This is a genomic window from Acetobacter malorum, assembly GCF_001580615.1.
Classification (GTDB): domain Bacteria; phylum Pseudomonadota; class Alphaproteobacteria; order Acetobacterales; family Acetobacteraceae; genus Acetobacter; species Acetobacter malorum.
The window spans coordinates 351026-371537 of record NZ_LHZC01000057.1 but is presented as its reverse complement, the minus strand read 5'-3'; the positions used below and the strand labels follow the sequence as shown (position 1 = coordinate 371537).

18 protein-coding genes are annotated in these 20512 nt (G+C 62.5%); 10 read left to right on the top strand and 8 right to left on the bottom strand.

The genetic code is table 11. The annotated features are described in order from the left end of the window. Positions 1 to 61 precede the first annotated feature (61 nt). Positions 62 to 787 (bottom strand): hydroxyacylglutathione hydrolase, encoded by a 726-nt coding sequence (gene gloB, locus AD930_RS17215; RefSeq protein WP_061507149.1) that lies wholly within the window; start codon positions 785 to 787, stop codon positions 62 to 64. A gap of 84 nt (positions 788 to 871) precedes the next feature. Here gloB and AD930_RS17210 point away from each other — a divergent pair, with 84 nt between their 5' ends. From AD930_RS17210 to AD930_RS17180, 7 genes are read left to right on the top strand one after another with little or no spacing between them, the layout of a single operon-like run. Then, on the top strand, positions 872 to 1672 hold the full coding sequence (locus AD930_RS17210; protein WP_061507148.1) for a class I SAM-dependent methyltransferase: 801 nt from the start codon (positions 872 to 874) through the stop codon (positions 1670 to 1672). A gap of 42 nt (positions 1673 to 1714) precedes the next feature. After that, positions 1715 to 3520: a hypothetical protein gene (locus AD930_RS17205; protein WP_156477184.1), complete on the top strand. Its 1806-nt coding sequence runs from the start codon at positions 1715 to 1717 to the stop codon at positions 3518 to 3520. Next, entirely contained in the window at positions 3517 to 4527 is a 1011-nt protein-coding gene (locus AD930_RS17200) for a hypothetical protein (RefSeq protein ID WP_061507146.1), read from the top strand. Before AD930_RS17205 ends, AD930_RS17200 begins: the two co-directional genes overlap by 4 nt. After that, positions 4524 to 5738: a hypothetical protein gene (locus AD930_RS17195; protein WP_061507145.1), complete on the top strand. Its 1215-nt coding sequence runs from the start codon at positions 4524 to 4526 to the stop codon at positions 5736 to 5738. Before AD930_RS17200 ends, AD930_RS17195 begins: the two co-directional genes overlap by 4 nt. After that, a complete protein-coding gene (locus AD930_RS17190) occupies positions 5735 to 6856 on the top strand; it encodes a hypothetical protein (protein WP_061507144.1) in 1122 nt (373 codons plus the stop codon). Before AD930_RS17195 ends, AD930_RS17190 begins: the two co-directional genes overlap by 4 nt. Then, complete coding sequence (locus AD930_RS17185; protein WP_061507143.1) at positions 6856 to 8355, top strand: NADH-quinone oxidoreductase subunit D-related protein; 1500 nt, start codon at positions 6856 to 6858, stop codon at positions 8353 to 8355. Before AD930_RS17190 ends, AD930_RS17185 begins: the two co-directional genes overlap by 1 nt. Positions 8356 to 8382: 27 nt before the next feature. After that, complete coding sequence (locus AD930_RS17180; RefSeq protein ID WP_043552111.1) at positions 8383 to 8895, top strand: NADH-quinone oxidoreductase subunit B family protein; 513 nt, start codon at positions 8383 to 8385, stop codon at positions 8893 to 8895. Here AD930_RS17180 and AD930_RS17175 read toward each other — a convergent pair. The 6 genes from AD930_RS17175 to aroB all read right to left on the bottom strand — a co-directional run bounded on the left by AD930_RS17175 (position 8862) and on the right by aroB (position 17202). Beyond that, a complete protein-coding gene (locus AD930_RS17175) occupies positions 8862 to 9767 on the bottom strand; it encodes a CDP-alcohol phosphatidyltransferase family protein (protein ID WP_061507142.1) in 906 nt (301 codons plus the stop codon). The two genes, AD930_RS17180 and AD930_RS17175, sit on opposite strands and share 34 nt — an antisense overlap. A gap of 4 nt (positions 9768 to 9771) precedes the next feature. After that, positions 9772 to 10461, bottom strand: coding sequence for a phosphatidylserine decarboxylase (locus tag AD930_RS17170; protein ID WP_061507141.1), 690 nt, complete (start codon positions 10459 to 10461; stop codon positions 9772 to 9774). Between the two features lie 81 nt (positions 10462 to 10542). Further along, on the bottom strand, positions 10543 to 13188 hold the full coding sequence (alaS, locus tag AD930_RS17165; protein ID WP_061507140.1) for an alanine--tRNA ligase: 2646 nt from the start codon (positions 13186 to 13188) through the stop codon (positions 10543 to 10545). Positions 13189 to 13356: 168 nt separating this feature from the next. Then, complete coding sequence (locus AD930_RS17160; protein ID WP_082781968.1) at positions 13357 to 13896, bottom strand: GtrA family protein; 540 nt, start codon at positions 13894 to 13896, stop codon at positions 13357 to 13359. A gap of 90 nt (positions 13897 to 13986) precedes the next feature. Next, complete coding sequence (locus AD930_RS17155; RefSeq protein ID WP_043553226.1) at positions 13987 to 15129, bottom strand: OmpA family protein; 1143 nt, start codon at positions 15127 to 15129, stop codon at positions 13987 to 13989. 339 nt (positions 15130 to 15468) lie between these two features. Then, positions 15469 to 17202, bottom strand: a complete 1734-nt coding sequence (gene aroB / locus AD930_RS17150) for a 3-dehydroquinate synthase (RefSeq protein WP_081894525.1) — start codon at positions 17200 to 17202, stop codon at positions 15469 to 15471. A gap of 64 nt (positions 17203 to 17266) precedes the next feature. Here aroB and AD930_RS17145 point away from each other — a divergent pair, with 64 nt between their 5' ends. From AD930_RS17145 to AD930_RS17135, 3 genes are read left to right on the top strand one after another with little or no spacing between them, the layout of a single operon-like run. Next, a complete protein-coding gene (locus AD930_RS17145; RefSeq protein ID WP_082781976.1) occupies positions 17267 to 17656 on the top strand; it encodes a hypothetical protein in 390 nt (129 codons plus the stop codon). After that, on the top strand, positions 17653 to 18591 hold the full coding sequence (locus tag AD930_RS17140; protein ID WP_264820979.1) for a tyrosine recombinase: 939 nt from the start codon (positions 17653 to 17655) through the stop codon (positions 18589 to 18591). The genes AD930_RS17145 and AD930_RS17140 overlap by 4 nt, the downstream gene beginning before the upstream one ends. A gap of 59 nt (positions 18592 to 18650) precedes the next feature. Beyond that, on the top strand, positions 18651 to 19607 hold the full coding sequence (locus AD930_RS17135; RefSeq protein ID WP_043552115.1) for an acetyl-CoA carboxylase carboxyltransferase subunit alpha: 957 nt from the start codon (positions 18651 to 18653) through the stop codon (positions 19605 to 19607). Positions 19608 to 19634: 27 nt separating this feature from the next. Here AD930_RS17135 and AD930_RS17130 read toward each other — a convergent pair whose 3' ends face one another. After that, the gene (locus tag AD930_RS17130) at positions 19635 to 20390 is read right to left on the bottom strand and encodes a competence/damage-inducible protein A (RefSeq protein WP_043552116.1); all 756 of its coding nucleotides are present in this window, start codon (positions 20388 to 20390) and stop codon (positions 19635 to 19637) included. Positions 20391 to 20512 lie beyond the last annotated feature (122 nt).

Here is a 20512-nt window from a genome sequence, read left to right as displayed (position 1 = left end):
GTTATGCACGTTGAGACCCTTACCATGTTTAGGTAGTACTCGTTGCGCTTATCATCCGCCTTTAAAACGTATCCTTCTCACGCCGTAATCTGGCTAGGGTCGGCGCATCAGGCGCGCGCAGGAACGGGTTTGTGGCGCGTTCTTCGCCAAGCGTTGAAGGCACGGTTGCGCGGCCTTCTGCCCGCAGGTGTTTGACCTCCGCCACCCGGGTTTTCAGGGCGGCGTTGTCTGGTTCGGCGTAGAGGGCGAAGGCGCTGTTGCCTTCGGTATATTCATGCCCGCAGCAAACAAGCGTTTCATCCGGCAGATCGGCAAAGCGTTTCAGGCTTTCAAAAAGCTGCTCGGCCGTGCCTTCAAACAGGCGGCCACAGCCCAGACTGAACAGGGTGTCCCCACAGAACAGGGTCGGCGGTTCCGCAAAATAATAGCTGATATGGCCGCGTGTGTGGCCCGGCACGGCAATGACACGGCCCTGAGACTGGCCAACGGCAATCGTCTCATTATCGTGCAGTGCAATATCCAGCGCAGGCATGCGGGCGGCTTCGGAAGCAGGGCCTGCCACGCGGGCGTTGTAGCGGGTGCGCAGGGCATCCGTGCCGCCAACGTGGTCGGCGTGGTGGTGGGTGAGTAGGATCAGGTCCAGTCGCCCACCGGTCTCATCCAGCACGGCCTGAATGGGGGCGGCTTCTCCGGGGTCCACAATAGCGGTGCAGCCGGTTTCCGTGTCTCGCAGAAGCCAGCTGTAATTGTCTGACAAAACCGGGATGGCGCGGGTTTGAAGAGACATGGGGCAATTCTCCAGAGTGGAAACTTTGAGGGGACGCGTGCGCAGTCATGGCGCCGGGAGCGGATATCATGGTACACATCCGCTATGCATAAGGCCATTCCTCCCTCGGCAGACGCCTTTTATCAGACCCATGAGGGCCAGACCTGCGCGGCTTTGCTGCGTGAGCGGCTGCAATGGTTCTGGCCTGATCTGCGCGGCCAGCGTGTGCTGGGGCTGGGCTATGCCGGGCCGTATCTGGGGGCATGGCGCGGGCGCGGCGCGCTTTGCATTTCCGCCCGGACGCCAAACCACCGGCCTGACAGTGCCAGCGCGCAATCCCTCATGCCGTTCTCAGCGTCTGACCGGGAATGCGTGGTCGACCCGTATGCCCTGCCGTTTGACGAAGACGCATTTGACCGGATCATACTGGTGCATGCCTGCGCGGAGGAGGACCAGATGGTGCCTCTGTTGCGGGCGGCAGGCCGGGTGCTGAAAGATGACGGACGGCTATTGATGATTCTGCCCAACAGACTGGGCGGGCGGTTGCGGCAGAAAAATACGCCTTTTGCGCAGGATGTCGCCTGCTCCCGCACAGGGCTGCGCACCCTGCTGGGCCATGCCATGCTGCTGCCGGAGCGGCGGGATGAGGCTTTGTTTCTGCCCGCCCGGCAGGCCTGCACCAGCATGGGCCGGGGGCGACGGTCCGATATTGCCGGAAAAGTTCTCTCACCGGGGTTGGGGAGCCTGATGCTGGTGGAAGCCGTGAAGGATGTATTTTCCGCCACGCCGCTCCCCGTCCGCTCGCCCCGGACATGGTTTAAAAAAATGCTCTGCCCGGCGCAGGAGACGGCAACCCAAAAGAACGGCGCGCCGCCGGAGAGTGCGGCCCGTATGCCGGAGACATAACGGCAAATTACCCGCGCATGACCTTGCCTTCCGGCGTGAGCGTTGCCACAGAACCGCGCTCATGGTGTTATCCGCCCGTCTTTACATCACGTCTGGAGCCAGAGTTCCATTTTCACCTCTTTTGTTCTTTGCAGTTTGTTCGTGCTGTTTGTGGTGGCGGGGGTTCTGGCTGTGATGCCCGAGCGCCTGTTGCGACGGTGCGCCCCCTGGCGTTCTGAAATTCTGGCCGGGGTCTGGGGCTGCCTGGGCCTGCTGGCGCTGGTCGGCGCGGTGTGCAGGCTGGAGGGCGGGGTAAGCTGGTTCCCGGTGTTCGGCATGGATGGACCGGCTTTGCCCATGCTGGTGCTGCTGGCCTTTACCGGCGGACTGATGGGCGTGGGGCAGCGCGGTCTGGCTTGCGCGCTCACCGGTCTGGCGTTTTTAGCGCTTTCTCCCTTGGTTTTCGGACTTCTTGCCGGCACCGCGCTGGTGCTGCTGGCCGACCGTGGGCGGCAAGGTGTGTGTCTGCCTTTTGCTGTGATCCCGGCCTGTATTCCCGCAGACAGCCCGCTTTCCCCGCCCGCCTTGTGCCTGATGGTGCTGTTGCTGGGCTGGGCGGTTTCTTCCCAAAAAGGGCCGGAGGCTGTGTTGCCTGCAGGCATTGGCCTGTTTCTGCTTGGGCGCTTGCTGGCGGAAGTGGGTGTTCTGCCGCCCGTGCAGCAGGGCTTGCTGATGGTTAGCGGTGGGGCCGTGGCGCTCTGGGGTGCTGTGCAGGCGGTCCGCAGTCCAGCGGCATGTGGCATCCTTTCGGGCGTGGCGAGTGCTGGCTATGGCGGGCTGGTGGTCATGCTGACCCTCGCTCTGGCTGCCCCCGTAAAAGGCGGAGAGTTTTTCCGCACCGCAACACTTCTGGCAACGGGCGCGCCGTTTCTGGCGTTGCTGGCAGCCCTCTGGCTCTCACGTCAGGATGGTGGGCTGTTTACGCCAAACAGTGCTGTAGCGCAGGCCCGTGGTAGCCGGCTTGCGCTGGGAGGCAGCCTTTTGCTGCTCTCCGCTGTGCCGCCGCTGGGGGGCTTTTCTGTTTTCTGGTGCCTGCTGAACGCGGGCGAAGTGGCCGCCGCTCATACGCACCCTGCGCAGGCTTTGTGCCTTTTACTGGTTCTGGTCGGGGCGGCCTGCGTCATGGCGTTGGGGATGATCGGTCTGTTGCGGGTGGGGTTCGCGACCTTTGTGCAGCAACAGCCTGTTGTTGGGGGTGCTGGGCCACAGGCTGCCCTGACAGGGGGCGATGCCCCGTCTCTCAGCAGTGTGCTTCTGCTGCCAGCATGGATCTGCGCAGGCGGTGCGGCACTCATTACTTTACTGCCCGGTGGCTGGCTGGCGTTGGTGGACCATCTGTTTGCAGGAGATACACCGCGTGATTTTGCCTGGAAGACGCTGGCGCGGGTGCAATTTGCCGGGTCTGATATCACGCTGACGCCTGTGTTCTCCGTGCTTGCGCTGGCGGTTTGTGTGGTGGGAGCCGGATTGCTAGGCCGGGCATTCGGCGTGTTCCCACTGCGTCCGGCAGTGCCCGGTGCCGCCGCATGGCGAGACGGTGCGCCTGTGGTTCAGCAGGATGACGAGGTACTCCCCGCTCCAATTTCCGAGCCCGCCATGCCTGCCGTCTGGACCGCTTTTGGCGTTCTGCTGGGGGCTGCGGAGCAGAAGCCAACCGACTGGCCTGTGGTGGAAAAGACGAGCGCCGGGGCGCGCTATCTTCAGGCTGTGCTGTTCAGAACCGTGGCATGGTGTGAGGCGCAGGGCATGGTTCTCATCCTGCTCTTTCTGGGGGCCGGACTGCTGCTGGGGCTGTTTGCTGCAAAATGACGCATGATCTTACATGGGGCTGGTCTTTTGCCGCCCTGCTGGCTCTGGCCCTGCAAACTGTTCTGATGGTTCTGGCAGCCCCTTGGTTTAGTGGCTGGGTCAATCGTCTGGCGGGCCGCCTTACGGGCGAGCATCGTTTTCTGGCTGGTGGGCGCTGGCAGGATATTCATCATCAGTTCCGCAGGCCGGGGTTGCGCCAGAGGGGGGATGGGCTGAGCAGTCTGGCCTGCCGGGGTGCGTTGATTCTGGCCGTTTTTGCTGCGTGCATGACACCAGTTTTCACGCTGGTTCCGGCAGGTTTTCCGGCACCGGGCTTTTTCCTGCTGTGTTCAGCACTGGTCGGCGCATCGCTTCTGCTGGGTCTGCCGCTGGTAGTGCAGGGCGGCACAACCACTCTGGCGGGGTATGCGGCACTGCTTGCAGATAGCCTGCTTTTGCCTGCGCTGGTTCCGGTGCTGGTCATGGCAGGTGGTCAGGATTTTTCCGCCTTTCTTGCGCATCTGCGCCAGCTTTCTCCGGTAGGGGATGGCGCACCGTTCGTGCTGATGGGCGTCGCCCTCTTTCTGGTTACGGCCTGGAAAGGGCGGCAGGCCGGGGCGGAACTGCCGTGCCAGCTTTCCGGGGCTGATCGTGCCTTGTGGATGCTGGCCACCGATTGCGTGCAACTGGTCTGGATTACACTGGCCGGGGATGTGGCGTGGGCCAGCAGCCTTGCTCTGCCGGGTGAAAGCGGCGTGGAGCCCTGGCTTGCGCAATGTCTTGCAGGAGGCGCGTTCTGGGTGGCGAAGCTGGCGATTGCGGCCCTTCTGCTGGCTGGCACGCAGCTGATGGTGCTGACCTTCCCGCGCCGGGCGCGTGTGCGTCTGGCTGCGGTGTTCCTGCTGGGGCTGCTGGCCTGGCAGGTCGCGTATGCGGGCCAGTCCGCTGCTGTGGGACAGGACAAAACGGCCTCCGCGCAGGACGAGCAGGACTCAGCGTGGAGTGATGAGGGGAACACAACACCATGACGCTTGCTGTCATTTTAGCGCCGCTGCTGGCGCTGTGTGTTGTGGCCCGAGGCATTGGCTTTCTGCCCGCGCTGGGCGTGGTCACGGCGGTGGCCATGCTGGTGGATGCGCGGGCTCCCCTGCAGGAATTTGGCGCGGTCTGTGTGGTGCTGTTTTCTGTGCTGCCGGTCTGGTTTGTCAGCCGGTATCAGGATGATGGCGCACGAGAACGCACCGGCCCGATGGTGCCGTTTCTGGCACTGGGGCTGATGGTCATTCTGCAACTCGCCACGGGCACGCCTGCGGCTATGGGGGAAGCGCCGGGCCACGCCGGAGCAGCCTATTTGCCTGCCGGATTGTGCGTAGCCCTTGCCGGGCTGGTGGCCGTAACCTGTCGTCAGGCGATGGTCTGGCAATGGGCTGGCCTGCTGGCCTGTGTGGATGGCGTCATGCTCTCCGGCGTGATTGAAAATCAGGTCATGGTAGTGGGCGTTACAGCGCTGGCGGGCTGCGTGGTGGCTCTGCTGGGTGGCATGTGCGTGCATCGCGTCATGCTGCGGGTGGCGGTGGCACCGGCGCAGAGCGGGGCGGGTGCTGATCGCCCTTCAGCCCGATCCGGAGGGTTTGAACTGGGCGATGTGGAGCCGACTGGCCCGGAACCGCGAGGGCTGGGGCCGGAAGCCGTGGTGGCCCCGCGCATCTGGACAGAAGCCGAGGCAGCGGCTGAGGACGAAGAGCCTCTTCCCCGGCCAGATAAGGCGACAAAGAAAGCCGTACCTTCCGATGGAGACGCAAAGGCAGACGTCGATCAGCCGCCAGCCGAGACGAGCGAGCCGCAGGACAAAAGGGCTTCGTATGCAGGAACGGTTGCCTCTGATGATGTTGAAACGGTGAAACAGAATGACGTCCCGGACGCCAGTAATGACGCTGCTAAACCGACAGAAACGGAAAGCACCGAAAGCGGCGTGCTGAAAACAGACCCCTCTGAAGACGCTCTCTCTGAAGACGACGCGGAAGACCGTAAGGCTGGAATGGATCCGGCGGCGGTTTCTGCTGCCGAAGCCTCTGACAAAGCGCCTGAACATACGTCGGATACTGAGGCTTCCAGCGCGACGGACCAGCCCGAGCCGTTTGGCCCGGAAGAAGCCGACCCTGTGCCGCGCACGCCGGAAATGATTGCGCGGGATGTCTGGTTGAGAGGCTATCTGACCGAGCGCGGGAGGGACGCATGACCGTTCCTGTTTTTCTGGCTGCTCTGGCCTTTGCATGGCCTTTGCTGGGGGCTGCCATTGTCATGGCCGCGCCCACACCGCGCAGCCGCGAGATTGCCATCTGGATGGCCGGGGCTGGCTGTGCGCTGGCTGTGGCCGTGTTCCTGTTCCCCGCCACAAGTGCTGCTGCGGAGGGCTGGGATGATGACCCGGTCCAGCGCGCAGGCCGTGTGATGCTGGCGTTTGGCCTGCTGCTGACGGTGATGGAAAATGGCACCTTGCAGGACCGCCTGTTGCGCGGACTGCCACACATTTCGACCGCACTGACGGGGCTGGCCTGCGTCGCGCCAGACCCGATTATCGGGCTTGGTATTCTGGAAGCCGCACTGGCTTACGGCGTGTTTGTGTTCAGCCGCCCCGCCGGGCAGGCGCGGGCCGGATGGGCGCTGGTGCGCACCGGGTCTGTGGGGATTTTTCTGGTGCTGTCTGGCCTGCTGCTGCCCTCAGGCTCAGCGCCTGCGGGGCTGATGATGGCGTGCGGTCTGGTTATGCTCGCGGGGCTCACGCCGTTTGGTCAGTCATGGCGTGAGGAAAACGACACCTACCTGTTCCTGCCATTTGCCGGGGCCGCTCTGCTGCTGTCCATGCGGCTGCGAGTGCATGGCGGTGAGGCGTTTGAGACGGCTCTGGTCGCGGCAGGTCTGGCCTCGGTCTGGCTGACGGCCTGTGCTGGTCGTTCTGATGAGGGGCTGCGCCTGTTCCGCACTTTTCCGTCCGCTCTGGCGCTGATGGCGGTTGGGGCAGGCGCCGATGTGGCGGCGTTGCTGTTCCTGTGTGGCTGGTGTCTGGCCGGGGGCAATCGTTCCGGGCGCTCATGGGCGGCGCGGGCGCTGGCCTGTTTCCCGCCGGGTGCGCCTTTTGTGGGCTGTCTGCTGCTGCTCTCCATGCTGAGCGACTGGTCCTGGAGTGTCACGGTGCTGACCGTGGCCGGGATCTTGTGCGCGGTGGTGCGTTCCGTGCCGGTGGAAGGGTTCACGCAGGATTTGTGGCCTGAAGATGCTGCGGGCCGGGTGGCCTGTTCCGTGCTGGTGCTGACCGGATTTCTGGTGCCGCTGGCCATGATGCTGGGAGCGTTCTGATGGATGCTGTAAGCCTGATCCGCGCCGGGCAGGAGACGGACACCCCCTGGCGCTTCCGGCTGGATGAACTCGGCTGGCGCGATATGGTCGCTGCACTTGAAAAGGATACGCTGCCGTTTGTCGGGCTGTGGTGTGACGGCACGGATGTGCATGCCCTGTTCATGCTCTCCCCCGCGCAGCCGCTGGCAGCCACGCTGGCGCTCGAGGATGGACGGTATCCGGCACTTTCTTCCGTACGCCCGGTTTCCAGCCTGTATGAGCGCAGGGCGTATGACCTGTATGGCGCGGAAGGGATGTGGGCAGTCGATGTGCGCCCGCTGGTGGACCATGATGTCTGGTCCGCGACTGCACCGCTGGCCGCCACCCCCGGCCCTGCCGGGGGGCATAAAGGGCAGATCAGTTTTCAGCCGTCTGACGCCTTGCTGGCGGCTGGCGGTGTGAACGCCGGCGCGGGGCCAGCAACCGGCGGCATGGAAACGCCCTTGCATGTGGCGATGGCCGTGGCGGGCGAGACCATCACGCAGGCGGAAACGGTGTCCGGCTATGCGCATCGCGGGCTTGCGGCCCGCTGGCGGAATAGCCGTCTGGAAGATGCCTGCCGGTTGAGCGGGCGTGTGGCGGCCGGATGCTCTGTGGCGCATCAGGCGGCCTTCTGTCAGGCTGTAGAAGCCGCGTGTGGCAGTGCAGTGGGGCCGGAAACGTCGCTGATCCGTGTGGTGTTGCTGGAACTGGAACGCATTCTGCTGCATCTGCACACGCTGGCCGGGCTGGCGCGGGGTGCCGGAGCGCTGGTGGTGGCGTCGCGCTGTGCGTGGTTTCGGGAACAGTTGCTTGCAGAGTCCGCGCCGGTCATCGGGTCTCGTTTGCTCATGGACCATTGTGTGCCCGGCGGCACCAGTCTGCGCGAGGCGACAGGTCTGGGCGATCTCTGCATCAGTCTGGCAAAGCTGGGTGAAGAGATTTATCCGGGGCTGGCCACACTCTGGCGCACCTATCCAGCACTTTCTGTTCGTCTAAGTGGGGTAGGCAAGGTGGATGCTACCTTGCTTGACCGTGTGGGGCTGGATGGACCGGTGGCACGAGCCAGTGGGAAGGATTGTGACGGACGGCGCACGCAGCGCGTTTACCAGACCCTCTGGCGGTTGACCGCTGGCCGACACGGCGGCACGGCGGAAGATCGTGCTCTTGTTCTGCTGGATGAAATTGGTGAAAGCCTGCGCATGCTGGGCGAGGCAGGCCCCCGGTTGGGGCTGACTGCCGGTGGCCGTGTGGACCTTACTCTTGAGGATGGGGAAGGGCTGGGGATGACGGAAGGCCCGTGGGGTAACGTCCTCTATTGGGTGCGTCTGCATGCTGGCCGCGTAGCGCAGGTGTTTGTGCATGACCCGGCCCCTGCCGCTCTGATGGTCTTTGAAGAGACGCTGGCAGGGCAGGATGTGGCGGATCTGGCTCTTGTGCGCCAGTCCCTCGGGGTGAATGCGGCGGCACTTGATGGCTAGAGAACAGGACAGGAAGGGTTTGCAGTCATGGGGCTGATCCGCGCAGTGTTTGATGCCGCTTTTCGGCAGGGTGGCCCGCGCCTGAAACCCGTTGGGCCGCGCTGGCCGCTGCTGCTGTTCCATGTGGATACCGGCGGCTGCGGCGGCTGCGGCATGGAACTGGAAGCTCTGGCAACTGGCCCGTATGATATGGAAGGCGCAGGCTTTGGCTTTGTGCAGTCCCCACGCTCTGCGGATGTGTTGCTGGTGACAGGTACACTCACCCGCACCATGGCCCCCGTGCTGGAAGCGGCGTGGCAGGCCATGCCGAAACCCAAAGGGGTGATTTGCGTGGGGGGATGCGCCATGGATGGCGGCTATTTCCCGGAAAATTATTCCGTTCTGGGTGGGCTGGACCGCAAGGCGAAGATCGACCTGCAAATTCCCGGTTGCCCACCATCCCCCCAGCAGGTGCTGGACGGATTGTGTTCTCTGTTCGGGCAGCGTGTGCCGCCCGCCAGAGGGGCTCAGGCTGAGGGTTCGTCCTCAACCTCTTCCTGAAGATCTTCAGCCGCTTTTTTCAGCTTGAGAAAGCTGAAATGGCTGAGGGGCAGCAGGATCATATAAATCACGCCAGCGGCGGCCAGTGCGCCCCAGGGGTCTGCCACCAGCACGGCTGTATATGCCCCCGTGCCCAGCATGACGGGCAGTACATACTGCGCCGGCACCTTGAAGTTTTTGAAAGACCAGACCCGCAGCGTGGACACCAGCAGAAACGCTGTGCTGATGAGTGTGAATGCAGGCAGCCAGGGCAGGCGGGTCAGGCGATAGAGCCAGTCGATGCCCAGCTTCTGCGCTTCCAGCCCCAGAAAAAGTGGGAACAGCGCCAGCCCGGCCCCGGCGGGAGCCGGAACGCCAGTGAAGAAGTTGCTGGCGTATTTCGGCTTTTCTTCCTCACCATCCAGCGTGGCGTTAAAACGCGCCAGACGCAGGGCCATACAGACCGTAAACATCAGGCACGGCAGAAACGCGTAGCGACCGCCATCCTGCAACGCCCAGAAAAACAGCAGGAACGAGGGGGCAACGCCAAAGCAGACAAAGTCTGAAAGGCTGTCAAACTCTGCGCCAAAGCGTGTGGAACCCCGCAGCAGGCGCGCAATGCGCCCGTCCAGCCCGTCAATAAAGGCAGAAAGCAGCAGGGCGATCCCGGCGGCCTGAAAGCGACCTTCCACAGCAAAGCGCATGCCCGTCAGGCCCGAGCAAAGCCCCAGCATGGTGAGAATGTTGGGGATCAGCCGGTTGAAGGACGGGCCACGGATTTTTTTGGTCCGCACCCGTTTGCGCAGCCGTTTGCGGCGCAGCCCTCGGGGGGTAAGCGGTGCCTGAGATGGCGAGGCAGCCGGAAGCTGCGCTGGTGTCTGCGGATCTGTCACGGGATCAGAGGCGCGCCATCACGGTTTCACCACCCACCATGGTCTGGCCTGCGGAAACCAGCGGTTCCACGCCCGGCGGCAGATACAGGTCCGTGCGGGAGCCAAAGCGGATCAGGCCGAAGCGTTCACCCGCTTCCACCTTCATGCCTTCAGACACACTGCACACAATGCGGCGGGCAATCAGACCGGCAATCTGCACCACGGCCATCATCCGGCCATCGGGCAGGGTCAGGCTGAGGGCATTACGTTCGTTCAGTTCAGACGCCTTATCAAGGCTGGCGTTCAGGAACTGGCCGGGGTGGTAGGCGATGCGCGTCACGGTGCCAGCAGCGGGCATACGGTTGATATGCACGTCCAGCACGGACAGGAACGTGGCAATGCGCCAGACCGGGGCCGTGCCCATGCCCAGCTCTGCCGGGGGAGCGATTTTCTCAACAGACACCACGCGGCCATCAGCCGGGGCAACAGCAACATCGCTGCGGGCCGGGGTGGTGCGTTCCGGGTCCCGGAAGAAATAGAGGCAGAAGCCAAAGAACAGGCCGCTGGCGGTGCCCGCATGACGCAGCAGCGGGCAGGAGAGCTTCTTGCCCAGAAAACGGGTGACCAGCGTTGTGGCACCAGAGGCCAGCAGGAACGGTTTCGCTTCCGGGTGGGGCGGAGCCAGAACAAGTTTGAAAGAGTCGATCAGGGACATGGAGGGGTCCTCATGCAAAAGGCCGGAGTGTGGGAAGAAAACAGGGGACCGTGCCGGACGTTCCCCTGCGCCGGAGAAGGATCAGACCAGACCGGCCAGAGTTTCCCGCACGGCTGCAAAAGCGGCATCGGCGGCACCGGCATCCGGGCCGCCAGCCTGCGCCATATCGCGCCGGCCACCGCCACCCTTGCCGCCCATCGCAGCACTGGCTGCGCGGACAAGGGCAACGGCATCGACTTTTTCCGTCAGCGCTGGGGCAACAGCAGCCACAACGCTGCCTTTGCCATCGGCGGTGGAAATCAGCACGACCACATCCGCATTGCCCTGCTTGAGGATGGTTTCCGCCAGCCCCTTGAGTTCACGCGGCGCGGTTTCACCCACATTGCGGGTGGCGAGACGCGCAGCACCGACCTGTTCCACACCGGCAGATTCAACAGACCCAGCCGCTAGCTTGCGCTGAAGGGCAGAAATCTGCCGTTCCATGGTGCGGCGTTCTTCCAGCAGCAGGGCCAGACGTTCCGGCGCATCGGCGACACTGACTTTCATCATGGCGGCCATCTGCGTCAGGCGCTGTTCATTCGCAATGGCGAGCGCTTCTGCTGCGGTGCCGGCCACGGCTTCAATACGCCGCACGCCAGCGGAAACACCACTTTCAGACGTGATGCGGAAATGGCCGATATCCCCGGTGCGATCCACATGTGTGCCGCCGCAGAGTTCCAGAGACCATGCGGACTTGTTCTCATCCGGGCCACCCATGGAGACAACACGGACTTCATCGCCGTATTTTTCCCCAAACAGGGCCATAGCGCCTTCTTCCACGGCCTGTTCCGGCGTCATGGAGCGGGTGACAACCTGGGAGTTTTCACGCACCCGGCGGTTCACCTCGGCCTCAATCTCCGACAGTTCTTCCGGCGTGATGGGGCGGGGCTGGCTGACGTCAAAGCGCAGACGGTCCGGCGTATTCAGGCTGCCTTTCTGGGCCACATGGTCGCCAAGGCGGCGGCGCAGGGCTTCATGCAGCAGATGCGTTGCGGAATGATGCGCGCGGATGGCGGAGCGACGGTCATGATCCACCGTGGCCGTTACGGCCAGACCGGGGCGCAGGGTGCCTTCGGTCACGGTACCGTAATGCACAATCAGATCGCCTGCTTTTTTCTGCGTATCCGTAATGGCAACGCGCACGCCAGCCGCCGTCAGGAAGCCGGTATCCCCAGCCTGACCACCACTTTCGCCATAAAACGGTGTCTGGTTGAGCAACACAGCAACTTCCGTGCCTACACCGGCGTCTTTCAGGAAGCCGTTGTTGGCGATAACGGCCAGAACCTCACCGTCAGCCTGTTCCGTGCTGTAACCGAGGAATTCGGTGGCCCCGAATTTGTCCCGTGCTTCAAACCAGACGGTTTCCATCGCGGTGTCACCAGAGCCAACCCATGCGGCACGGGCGCGCTGGCGCTGTTCGTTCATGGCGGCGTCAAACCCGTCCACGTCCACGCCATGACCGCTGCCGCGCAGGGCGTCCTGCGTGAGATCCAGCGGGAAGCCGAACGTATCATACAGGCGGAAGGCGACATCACCGGGGAGAGACGCACCGCTGGACAGCTTGGAGGTTTCTTCCTCCAGCAGGCCCAGACCGCGATCCAGCATGGCTTTGAAGCGTTCTTCCTCATTGCGCATGGTTTCACGGATGAGGGCTTCACCCTGCACCAGTTCCGGATACGCGCCGCCCATCTGCTGGATGAGGGCCGGGAGCAGTTTGTAGAAAACCGGCTCCTTGGTGCCCATCATGTGCAGGTGGCGCATGGCGCGACGCATGATGCGGCGCAGCACGTAACCACGGCCATCCTTGGACGGCAGAACGCCATCGGCGATCAGGAAGGCTGTGGAGCGCAGATGGTCGGCCACAACGCGATGGCTGGATTTGAACGGGCCATCGGCAGCCTGCTGCGTGACTTCGGCAGAGGCCTTAATCAGGGCAACGAAGGTGTCCGTATCATAGTTGTCGCGCTTGCCCTGCATGATGGCAGCAAAGCGTTCCAGCCCCATGCCGGTATCAATGGAGGGGCGGGGCAGCGGAGAGCGCACGCCCGGCGGATCTTCAAAGAACTGCATGAAGACCAGATTCCAGATCTCGACAAAGCGGTCGCCATCTTCATCCGGGGAACCGGGCGGGCCACCGGGAACATCCGGACCATGGTCAAAGAAGATTTCAGAACACGGGCCGCAGGGGCCGGTATCACCCATCCGCCAGAAATTGTCGGACGTGGGGATGCGGATAATGCGGCTGTCATCCAGCCCGGCAATCTTGCGCCACAGGCCAGCCGCGTCCTCATCTTCCGAATACACGGTGACGAGCAGCTTATCCTTAGGCAGGCCAAAGTTGCGGGTAATGAGGGTCCAGGCCAGTTCAATCGCTTCGGGCTTGAAATAATCGCCGAAGGAGAAGTTGCCCATCATTTCAAAAAAGGTGTGATGGCGCGCCGTATAACCAACGTTATCCAGATCGTTATGCTTGCCGCCTGCCCGAACGACCTTCTGCGCAGTGGTTGCGCGGGAGTAGGGGCGGGTTTCCTGCCCCGTAAAGACGTTCTTGAACTGCACCATCCCCGCATTGGTGAACAGCAGGGTGGGATCATTGCGCGGCACCAGCGACGATGAGGGCACAATCTGATGCCCTTGTCCGGCAAAATACTCCAGAAAGGTGGTGCGAATATCGTTTGTTGTGAGCATGGCGTGAGGCAGACGGTCCTGAAACTGGTTGGGCGCGTGATCTCCCTTGCAGGAAAAGTCCTCACGGCCAGGCGAAAAGCGGAAAGGCTTCTTTAACCCGTTGCCAGATGTAGCGCACCCGGCGCGGCTCTGAAAGGGGTTAGCGCGCGGGGCGGGGTGAAGAGCGCGTTATGGCTCCGCTGTGGGGTTTTTGGGTGACGTTGGAAAGGCGATGGCACTTTCCGCCAGCTCTTCCACAGAGGCTGGCGGTTTCTCCCGGAAAACCATTTTCTGGCTGAGGTTGAAATTGGCGAACATGCCCGCCAGAGAGCCGGCGGCCAGCGCCAGAACCGGATAGGTCACGCATAGCGGCACCGTGTAAAACAGCGTGTAAACCGTGCCGCGATTCAGCAGAAAGCCAAGGCTGTTGGCCAGCAGGAACCGGAGCCATTGCAGCACCGGGTGGTCATGCTGCCCCGCCCCTTTAAAGGTCCAGAGCCGGTTGAGCATCCAGTTGATCGTGGCGGCCACAAAGTAAGCCACCAATGTTGCTGCCGTCAGCCCGATAAACGGGCGTAAAGCGTAAAGGGTGCCCGAATCCCAGACCAGACCCAGCCCGCCCACCGTGCCGAATTTCAGCAGGCGAATCAGTTTGGCGCGGGGGGCTGAGCCAGACGCCGGGGCAGGTGTGTCCGGCTGGAAAGGGGCAGGGGATGGGGAACGGGTCACGCAGAATCCCTCAGGCGGGGCGGGAAGAACGGAGCAAAAAAAAGGGGCACCCGAAGGTACCCCTTTTTCCGATCACAAGGAACCGGTCGATTAGTGGAGGATGATTTCCACGCGACGGTTCTGAGGCTCACGGGTGTTCGGGCCGGTCGGCACCAGCGGCTTGGATTCACCATAGCCGTGGATGTCGATCGCGGTTGCCGGCACGCCGTCACGGATCAGTTCAGCCTTCACGCTGTTAGCACGACGCAGGGACAGGCCCAAGTTGTACTTTTCACCGCGCGGACCCGGGTGAGCAGCGGAGTTATCGGTGTAGCCGTTAACTTCGATGCGGGTCGTCTGAACGTGGGTGGAAGCCTGAGCAGCTTCTGCCACGATCTGGCGAGCGCGAGACGTCAGGACAGACTTATCCCAGTCGAAGAACACCAGGTAGGAGCGAGCCGGCAGCGGAGCCGGAGCTGCTACAACCGGAGCCGGCGGCGGCGGCGGCGGAGCCGTATCGAACGCATAACGCAGGCCCAGGATGAACTGGTGGTTGAAGCGGTGATCGAAGTTCGTGTTGCCACGACCGTGACCGCCGTTTGCGTAGTTCGCCGTAGAGGTGAACGCACCATCAGAGAAGGAGCCCGGCTGACCGATCATGCGGTATTCCGTGGTCACCTGGAAGCCCGGGATGCCCGTGTCGTATGCAGCACCGACGATGCCCTGATACGCGAACCCACCGTTCGTGCCGCCCAGACGGCTGGTGTTGCCGTTAGCGAAGTTGGTCTGCGTCGGGTTGTAATGCTGCCACAGGTAACCTGCACCAACACCAACAAACGGGGTCACAGGTGCGTCGATACCGAACTGCTTCAGATCGATGTCATACAGCACGTTGATGAAGCCACCATAAGACTGGTCGCTGCCACGGGTGCTGCCCGGAACCTTCGTGCCGCCCTGGTGGTTGATCTGGGAGTAGTTGTATACCCCTTCGATCTCCGCGCGCAGGCCGTTGCCGAAGCCCCAGCCGAATGCACCGAAGCCGGTGAAGCCGTCATGGTGACGGAACTGGGAAGAAGAGGTGTTCTGAGCACTGTCAGCACCGCCGGCAAAGCCGGAAGTGTGAGCGTGCTGGTTCTGCACCAGGTTGTAACCACCGCCCAGATCAACATAAGGGCCCGTGATCGTGGTGGCGAATGCGGCCGCCGGAGCCGCTGCCATCAGTGTCGTTGCGAGTAACGCCGTGCGGAGACGCATTTTTTCGTCCTCAATATTTTTCATCTGTTCGACTCTGCCGCTAACCATTTAGCGGTCAGTGCCAGCAAGATGCCTAAAGCCGTATAAAACGATCGGTTCCCAAATAGAAACCCGAAGCTTCGTGCTCTTGGTGATTAGAAGCCATAACCGTGTTTTATTTGCAACAGTTCATTTCGGTATCCCAAGATGCTGCTGCTGCATACTTAACTATTCAGCTCAAGACTGCTTGCGTTCAACATTGCCAGGTTGCAAATGCCGCGTCTGTCTCGTTTCTGAATAAGGCGGAATTGCGGCAGGTTCCTGCTGTTGGAGAGAACCCGCCGCGGAAGGCGCAGTTTTCTAGGCTTTACAACCATCTTCAATCAGAACGTCCCGTACCATTTCTGCCGGTACGTCACGGCTGGTAAAGGCTTTTCCGATTCCGTTCACAAGAACAAAAGACAGGCGCCCATCCTGCATTTTCTTGTCGCGCTGCATGTGCGCCATAAGATCTGCTACGCGGAAGCTGTATGGCAGGTCAGTAATACTTGCAGGCATCTTCAGGGCGCTCAGATGGGCTTCCACCCGTGCCAGATCTTCCGGCGGGCAGACGCCGAGCTTTACCGAGAGGGCAAAGGCCAGTTTCAGCCCGATGGAAACGCCTTCGCCATGCAGCAGGCGGCCGTCATATCCCAGCTCGGCCTCCAGCGCGTGGCCAAAGGTGTGCCCAAGGTTGAGCAGGGCGCGGCCATTGCTGGCCTGAGCCTCGCGCTCATCCGCAGCAACGACGCGGGCTTTGAAGGCACAGGCCTGGCGCACCGCTTCTGTCAGGGCATCGGGGTCTGCCGCCAGAACGGAGTCCCCGTTTTTTTCGCACCACTGGAACAGCTCAGGGTCGCCAATCAGGCCGGATTTTACGATTTCCGCATACCCCGCCACCAGTTCCCGCTGGGGGAGCGTGCTGAGGGCGGAGACATCGGCCAGAACGCAGAGCGGCTGATGGAACGCGCCCAGCAGATTCTTGCCCCAGCGAGTGTTGATGCCGGTTTTGCCGCCGACGGACGAATCCACCTGAGACAGCAGGGTGGTGGGAATCTGCACAAACGGCAGCCCCCGCAGGGTGGAGGCGGCCACAAAGCCTGCCAGATCTCCCACCACACCGCCGCCAAGGGCAATAATGGTGGTGCGGCGTTCCACGCCTTCCTCCAGAATCGCGTCGGTCAGGCGTTCATAGGTCTTCAGGCACTTGGAGTGCTCGCCCGGCGCAATGGTCAGGGCGCGGAATTCAATGCCGGTTTCCGTCAGAGCTTCCTGCAGAGCGGGCAGATACAGAGCGGCCACATTCTCATCTGTAATGATGATGACCTTCTTCTGCGGCAGCACTGGTGCCAGAAGCGCTCCGGCCCGGCTGATCAGATTGGTGCCGATCACCACATCATAAGCAGCATGCTCAAGGGCAACGGGCAGGCGGACAGGCCTGCGGGAGAGGGCCAGGCTTTCAATCACCCGGGTCGTGCTTTGGTCCACGTTGTGGTCTCCGCAATCAACAATCACATCGGCTTCGGCGTAAATGGGGTGACGCACCGTCATAAGGCGTGCCAGCACATCGCGCGGAGAGGCTTCATTCAGAAGAGGGCGATGCGTCCGGCCCTGCACACGGCGCAGCAGCACCGGCAGGGGGCAGCGCAGCCAGACAGACATGGCGCGCGCACGGACCAGAGCGCGGGTGCTGGCGTTCATGAACGCGCCGCCGCCGGTGGCCAGCACCATAGGCGGTCCTTCCAGCAGGCGGCGAATCACGCGGCGTTCGCCATCGCGGAAGGCAGCCTCGCCATACAGGCGGAACACATCGGCAATGGAGCAGCCGGCTGCGCGTTCTATTTCTACGTCAGCATCCACAAACGGCAGGCCAAGCCGCGTGGCCAGACGGCGGCCAATGGTGGTTTTGCCGGCGCCCATAAGACCAACAAGTACAATGCTGCGTCCGGACGGAATGAGGCTGGTTGCAGGCCAGCGCCCCACTCTTTCCAGATCAAGGGGAATCGGTGGGCTTTCCGCAGCGTCGGGGGGTGGGTACGAGATACGTGATGACATGAAACGCAGCTTACCATAGAGCAGAGAGAACGTACTTATCTCTGTTGTTATGGAGCCAAAACATATGAACCGCACGGTTCTTCTGGTTGCTGCCGTTATCTGTGTTGCTCTGGTTGGGGGGCTTTCCGCCCTCGGCCTGTCCGGACACCCGCCTGTGCCGCAGGCTGTGCATCGGGATATTCCGCTCGCGGCCCCGCCTGCCGCGACACCTGCCGCCGCTATGGTGCCGGTCCCGCCGGCAGGCCCGACCGTGACTCCGGTTGGTGCGGCTAATCCCGCCGCCGCTGTGCCGCCTGCCGCACAGGGTCCGTCTGCTGCGTCTCTGGTGCCCGCAGGGCCGAGTGGCCCGGTTGTGACCTCACCGGTTGCTCCGGCGCAGGCTCCTGCTGCCGGGTCTGCTCCGGCAACCGCGCCTGTCACTGTTCCTGTTCCGGCTGCCCCCGTGCACCCGTGAGCACGGATGCACGCGGCACAGATCTGTTTCTGGAAATGCTGGCGGCTGAACGGGCCGCCGCACCCAACACTCTGGCCGCGTACACAGCGGATTTAACCTGCTGTGAAGAATCGCTGGCCGCGCAGGGGGAAACCCTGCTGCAGGCCAGTGCCGCAGGCCTTGCGGAATGGATGGCCGATATGGGCCGCAGCGGGCAGTCCCGCCGCACCGTGGCCCGCAGGCTCTCCTGTATTAAACAGTTCTACCTGTTTCTGCTGCGGGAAGGACTGCGCGAGGATAACCCGGCGGCGCATCTCGACGCCCCCCGGCCTGAGGCCTCGTTGCCGCATTTTCTCTCCGAATCGGAAGTTGTCGCGTTGATCGACGCCTGCGCGGTCTCGCCCGAGGCCTCGGAGGCCAAACAGCGACGTGGACTGGTGGCGCGGGCTGCGCTCGAACTGCTTTATGCGTCCGGCCTGCGTATTTCAGAATTGCTCTCTCTGCCGCGCGAGGCGCTGGCAGGCGAGCGGCAGATGCTGGTGGTGCGAGGGAAGGGCGGCCGGGAACGGCTGGTGCCCTTGTCGGACAGTGCGCGAGAGGCCGCGCAGGCCTTGCTGGCGCAGGATGCCCCCAAAGCCAGCCCCTATCTGTTTCCGGGGCGTGACCCGAAAAGACCGCTGACCCGGCAGGCTTTTGATAAAATTCTTTATGAAGTCGGCCTGCAGGCCGGGCTGGACCCGGCGCGGCTTTCCCCGCATGTGCTGCGCCACTCCTTTGCAACGCACTTGCTGGCGCACGGGGCGGACCTGCGGGCCTTGCAAATGCTGCTGGGGCACGCGGATATCGCCACCACACAAATCTATACGCATGTGCAGACAGAGCGGCTGAAACAGGCCGTGGAGTCTTACCATCCGCTGGCCGCAGAGCGCACCGGGCAGACCGAAAAAACAGGTTAAACGACGCGGCATGCACGAAGTGGCTTGGTTTTACGCGTGGCTGTGCTATCCGCTTGCCCATGCGTCAGTTCCTGGATTTCGAGAAGCCCGTCGCCGAACTTGAAAACAAGATCGACGAGCTGCGGCAAATGACCGACCCCGACGGGGTCAATATCGCCGAAGAAACGGCCCGCCTTTCAGATAAGGCGGAGAAGCATCTTCGTGCCATTTATGCCAAGCTCACACCCTGGCAGAAGGTGCAGGTGGCGCGCCACGCGCAGCGCCCGCACACGCAGGACTATATCAACGCCTTGCTGACCGAATTCACGCCGCTGGCGGGGGATCGGCTGTATGCGGATGATAAAGCCATTATTGGCGGCATGGGCCGCTTTGATGGTCAGCCTGTGGTGGTGATTGGCACGGAACGTGGTTCCGACCTTGAAACCCGTCTGGCCCACAATTTTGGCATGGCCCGCCCGGAAGGTTACCGGAAGGCCCAGCGGCTGATGAAGTTGGCAGGCCGCTTCAACCTGCCGATTCTCACCTTTATCGACACCGCAGGCGCATGGCCCGGTATTGATGCCGAGCAGCGCGGTCAGGCCGAAGCCATTGCCCGCTCTATTGAAGTCTGTCTGGAAGCCCCGGTGCCGCTGATTGCCACCGTGATTGGTGAAGGCGGGTCCGGTGGGGCGGTGGCTCTGGGTGCGGGTGACCGGGTGATGATGCTGGAAAACGCCATCTACTCCGTCATTTCGCCAGAAGCCTGTGCGTCCATCCTGTGGCGTGACCCTAAGCAGGCCAGCACAGCAGCTGAAACGCTGCGGCTGACGGCGCAGGATCTGTCCCGCCTTGGGCTGATTGACCGGATTATCCCCGAGCCGGTGGGCGGCGCGCAGCGCGACCCGAAAGCGGCGATGGCCTCCGTGCATGATGCGCTGGCGGAAGAATTGCAGACCCTCACGCCGCTGGCTCCGGCGCGGCTGAAGGAACTGCGGCGCGAGAAGTTCCTCGCCATGGGGCGTGAAAACCTGTCCTGAACGGACAGGCCTTAACGCTTTAAGGTTTCAGGGCGGTGGTTCCCCTTCTACGGGAGCGCCGCCCTTTTCTTTGAGCAGATCATAAATGGCCTGAGCCGCCGCTTCGACCTCGGCCTTGTCCTGCCCTTTGGCGACTAGGGCCACGCCCCGACGGCCATCCTCACGATGGAAAGGGTAGGACCCGAGATCCAGATCCGGGAACTTGTCCTGAATCGCCTCCAAGCCTTCGGCCAGAGTGCCTTCATAAAGGGACGGCGTGTACCATGTGCGGGAGAAGACCGGCGCGCCCTGTTTCAGGGAAGGGGCCAGAGCCTCAAACATGGATCGCATGATGCGGGGCACCCCGGCCATCACATGCACATTGCCGATGGTAAAGCCGGGTGCCACGGAGACGGAATTGGGGATGGGGGTGGCCCCACGCGGCAGTTTCGCCATACGCTGGCGGGCGGCATTGAATTTTTCCGCACCAAAAAAATCTTCCAGCAGCTTGAACGTGGCTGGATGGAATTCCCACGGCACGCCAAACGCCTCGGCCATGCATGGTGCGGTAATATCATCATGCGTGGGGCCAATGCCGCCGGTGGTGAAAACCTCATCAAATCTGGCGCGGAGTTCCGTCACCGTTTCAACAATCGTTTCACGAATATCGGGAATAACGCGGATTTCCCGCAGGGGAATGCCCAGTTCTCCAAGCCGCGTGGCCAGAAACTGGATGTTGTCGTCTCGGGTGCGACCGGAGAGAATCTCATTACCAATCAGAATGAGGGCTGCGGTGCGACGCATGAAAAACCGGTCCTTTCAGCGTGGTCCCTTGGATGGGAGCAAGCGGCTTTTGGAAAAATGAGGCCGCGTTTGCCTGCGGTCAATGGCCTCATAACTCTGTAAGAGAGCAAGGCCGTGCGTGT

Excerpts from the sequence above, each read along its gene's own strand:
- AD930_RS17170 (WP_061507141.1), bottom strand. The coding sequence starts at position 10,461 with ATGTCCCTGATCGACTCTTTCAAACTTGTTCTGGCTCCGCCCCACCCG.
- AD930_RS17130 (WP_043552116.1), bottom strand. The coding sequence starts at position 20,390 with ATGCGTCGCACCGCAGCCCTCATTCTGATTGGTAATGAGATTCTCTCC.
- AD930_RS17135 (WP_043552115.1), top strand. The coding sequence starts at position 18,651 with ATGCGTCAGTTCCTGGATTTCGAGAAGCCCGTCGCCGAACTTGAAAAC.
- AD930_RS17195 (WP_061507145.1), top strand. The coding sequence starts at position 4,524 with ATGACGCTTGCTGTCATTTTAGCGCCGCTGCTGGCGCTGTGTGTTGTG.
- AD930_RS17155 (WP_043553226.1), bottom strand. The coding sequence starts at position 15,129 with ATGCGTCTCCGCACGGCGTTACTCGCAACGACACTGATGGCAGCGGCT.
- aroB (WP_081894525.1), bottom strand. The coding sequence starts at position 17,202 with ATGTCATCACGTATCTCGTACCCACCCCCCGACGCTGCGGAAAGCCCA.
- AD930_RS17200 (WP_061507146.1), top strand. The coding sequence starts at position 3,517 with ATGACGCATGATCTTACATGGGGCTGGTCTTTTGCCGCCCTGCTGGCT.
- gloB (WP_061507149.1), bottom strand. The coding sequence starts at position 787 with ATGTCTCTTCAAACCCGCGCCATCCCGGTTTTGTCAGACAATTACAGC.
- AD930_RS17145 (WP_082781976.1), top strand. The coding sequence starts at position 17,267 with ATGAACCGCACGGTTCTTCTGGTTGCTGCCGTTATCTGTGTTGCTCTG.
- AD930_RS17185 (WP_061507143.1), top strand. The coding sequence starts at position 6,856 with ATGGATGCTGTAAGCCTGATCCGCGCCGGGCAGGAGACGGACACCCCC.
- alaS (WP_061507140.1), bottom strand. The coding sequence starts at position 13,188 with ATGCTCACAACAAACGATATTCGCACCACCTTTCTGGAGTATTTTGCC.
- AD930_RS17210 (WP_061507148.1), top strand. The coding sequence starts at position 872 with ATGCATAAGGCCATTCCTCCCTCGGCAGACGCCTTTTATCAGACCCAT.
- AD930_RS17190 (WP_061507144.1), top strand. The coding sequence starts at position 5,735 with ATGACCGTTCCTGTTTTTCTGGCTGCTCTGGCCTTTGCATGGCCTTTG.
- AD930_RS17180 (WP_043552111.1), top strand. The coding sequence starts at position 8,383 with ATGGGGCTGATCCGCGCAGTGTTTGATGCCGCTTTTCGGCAGGGTGGC.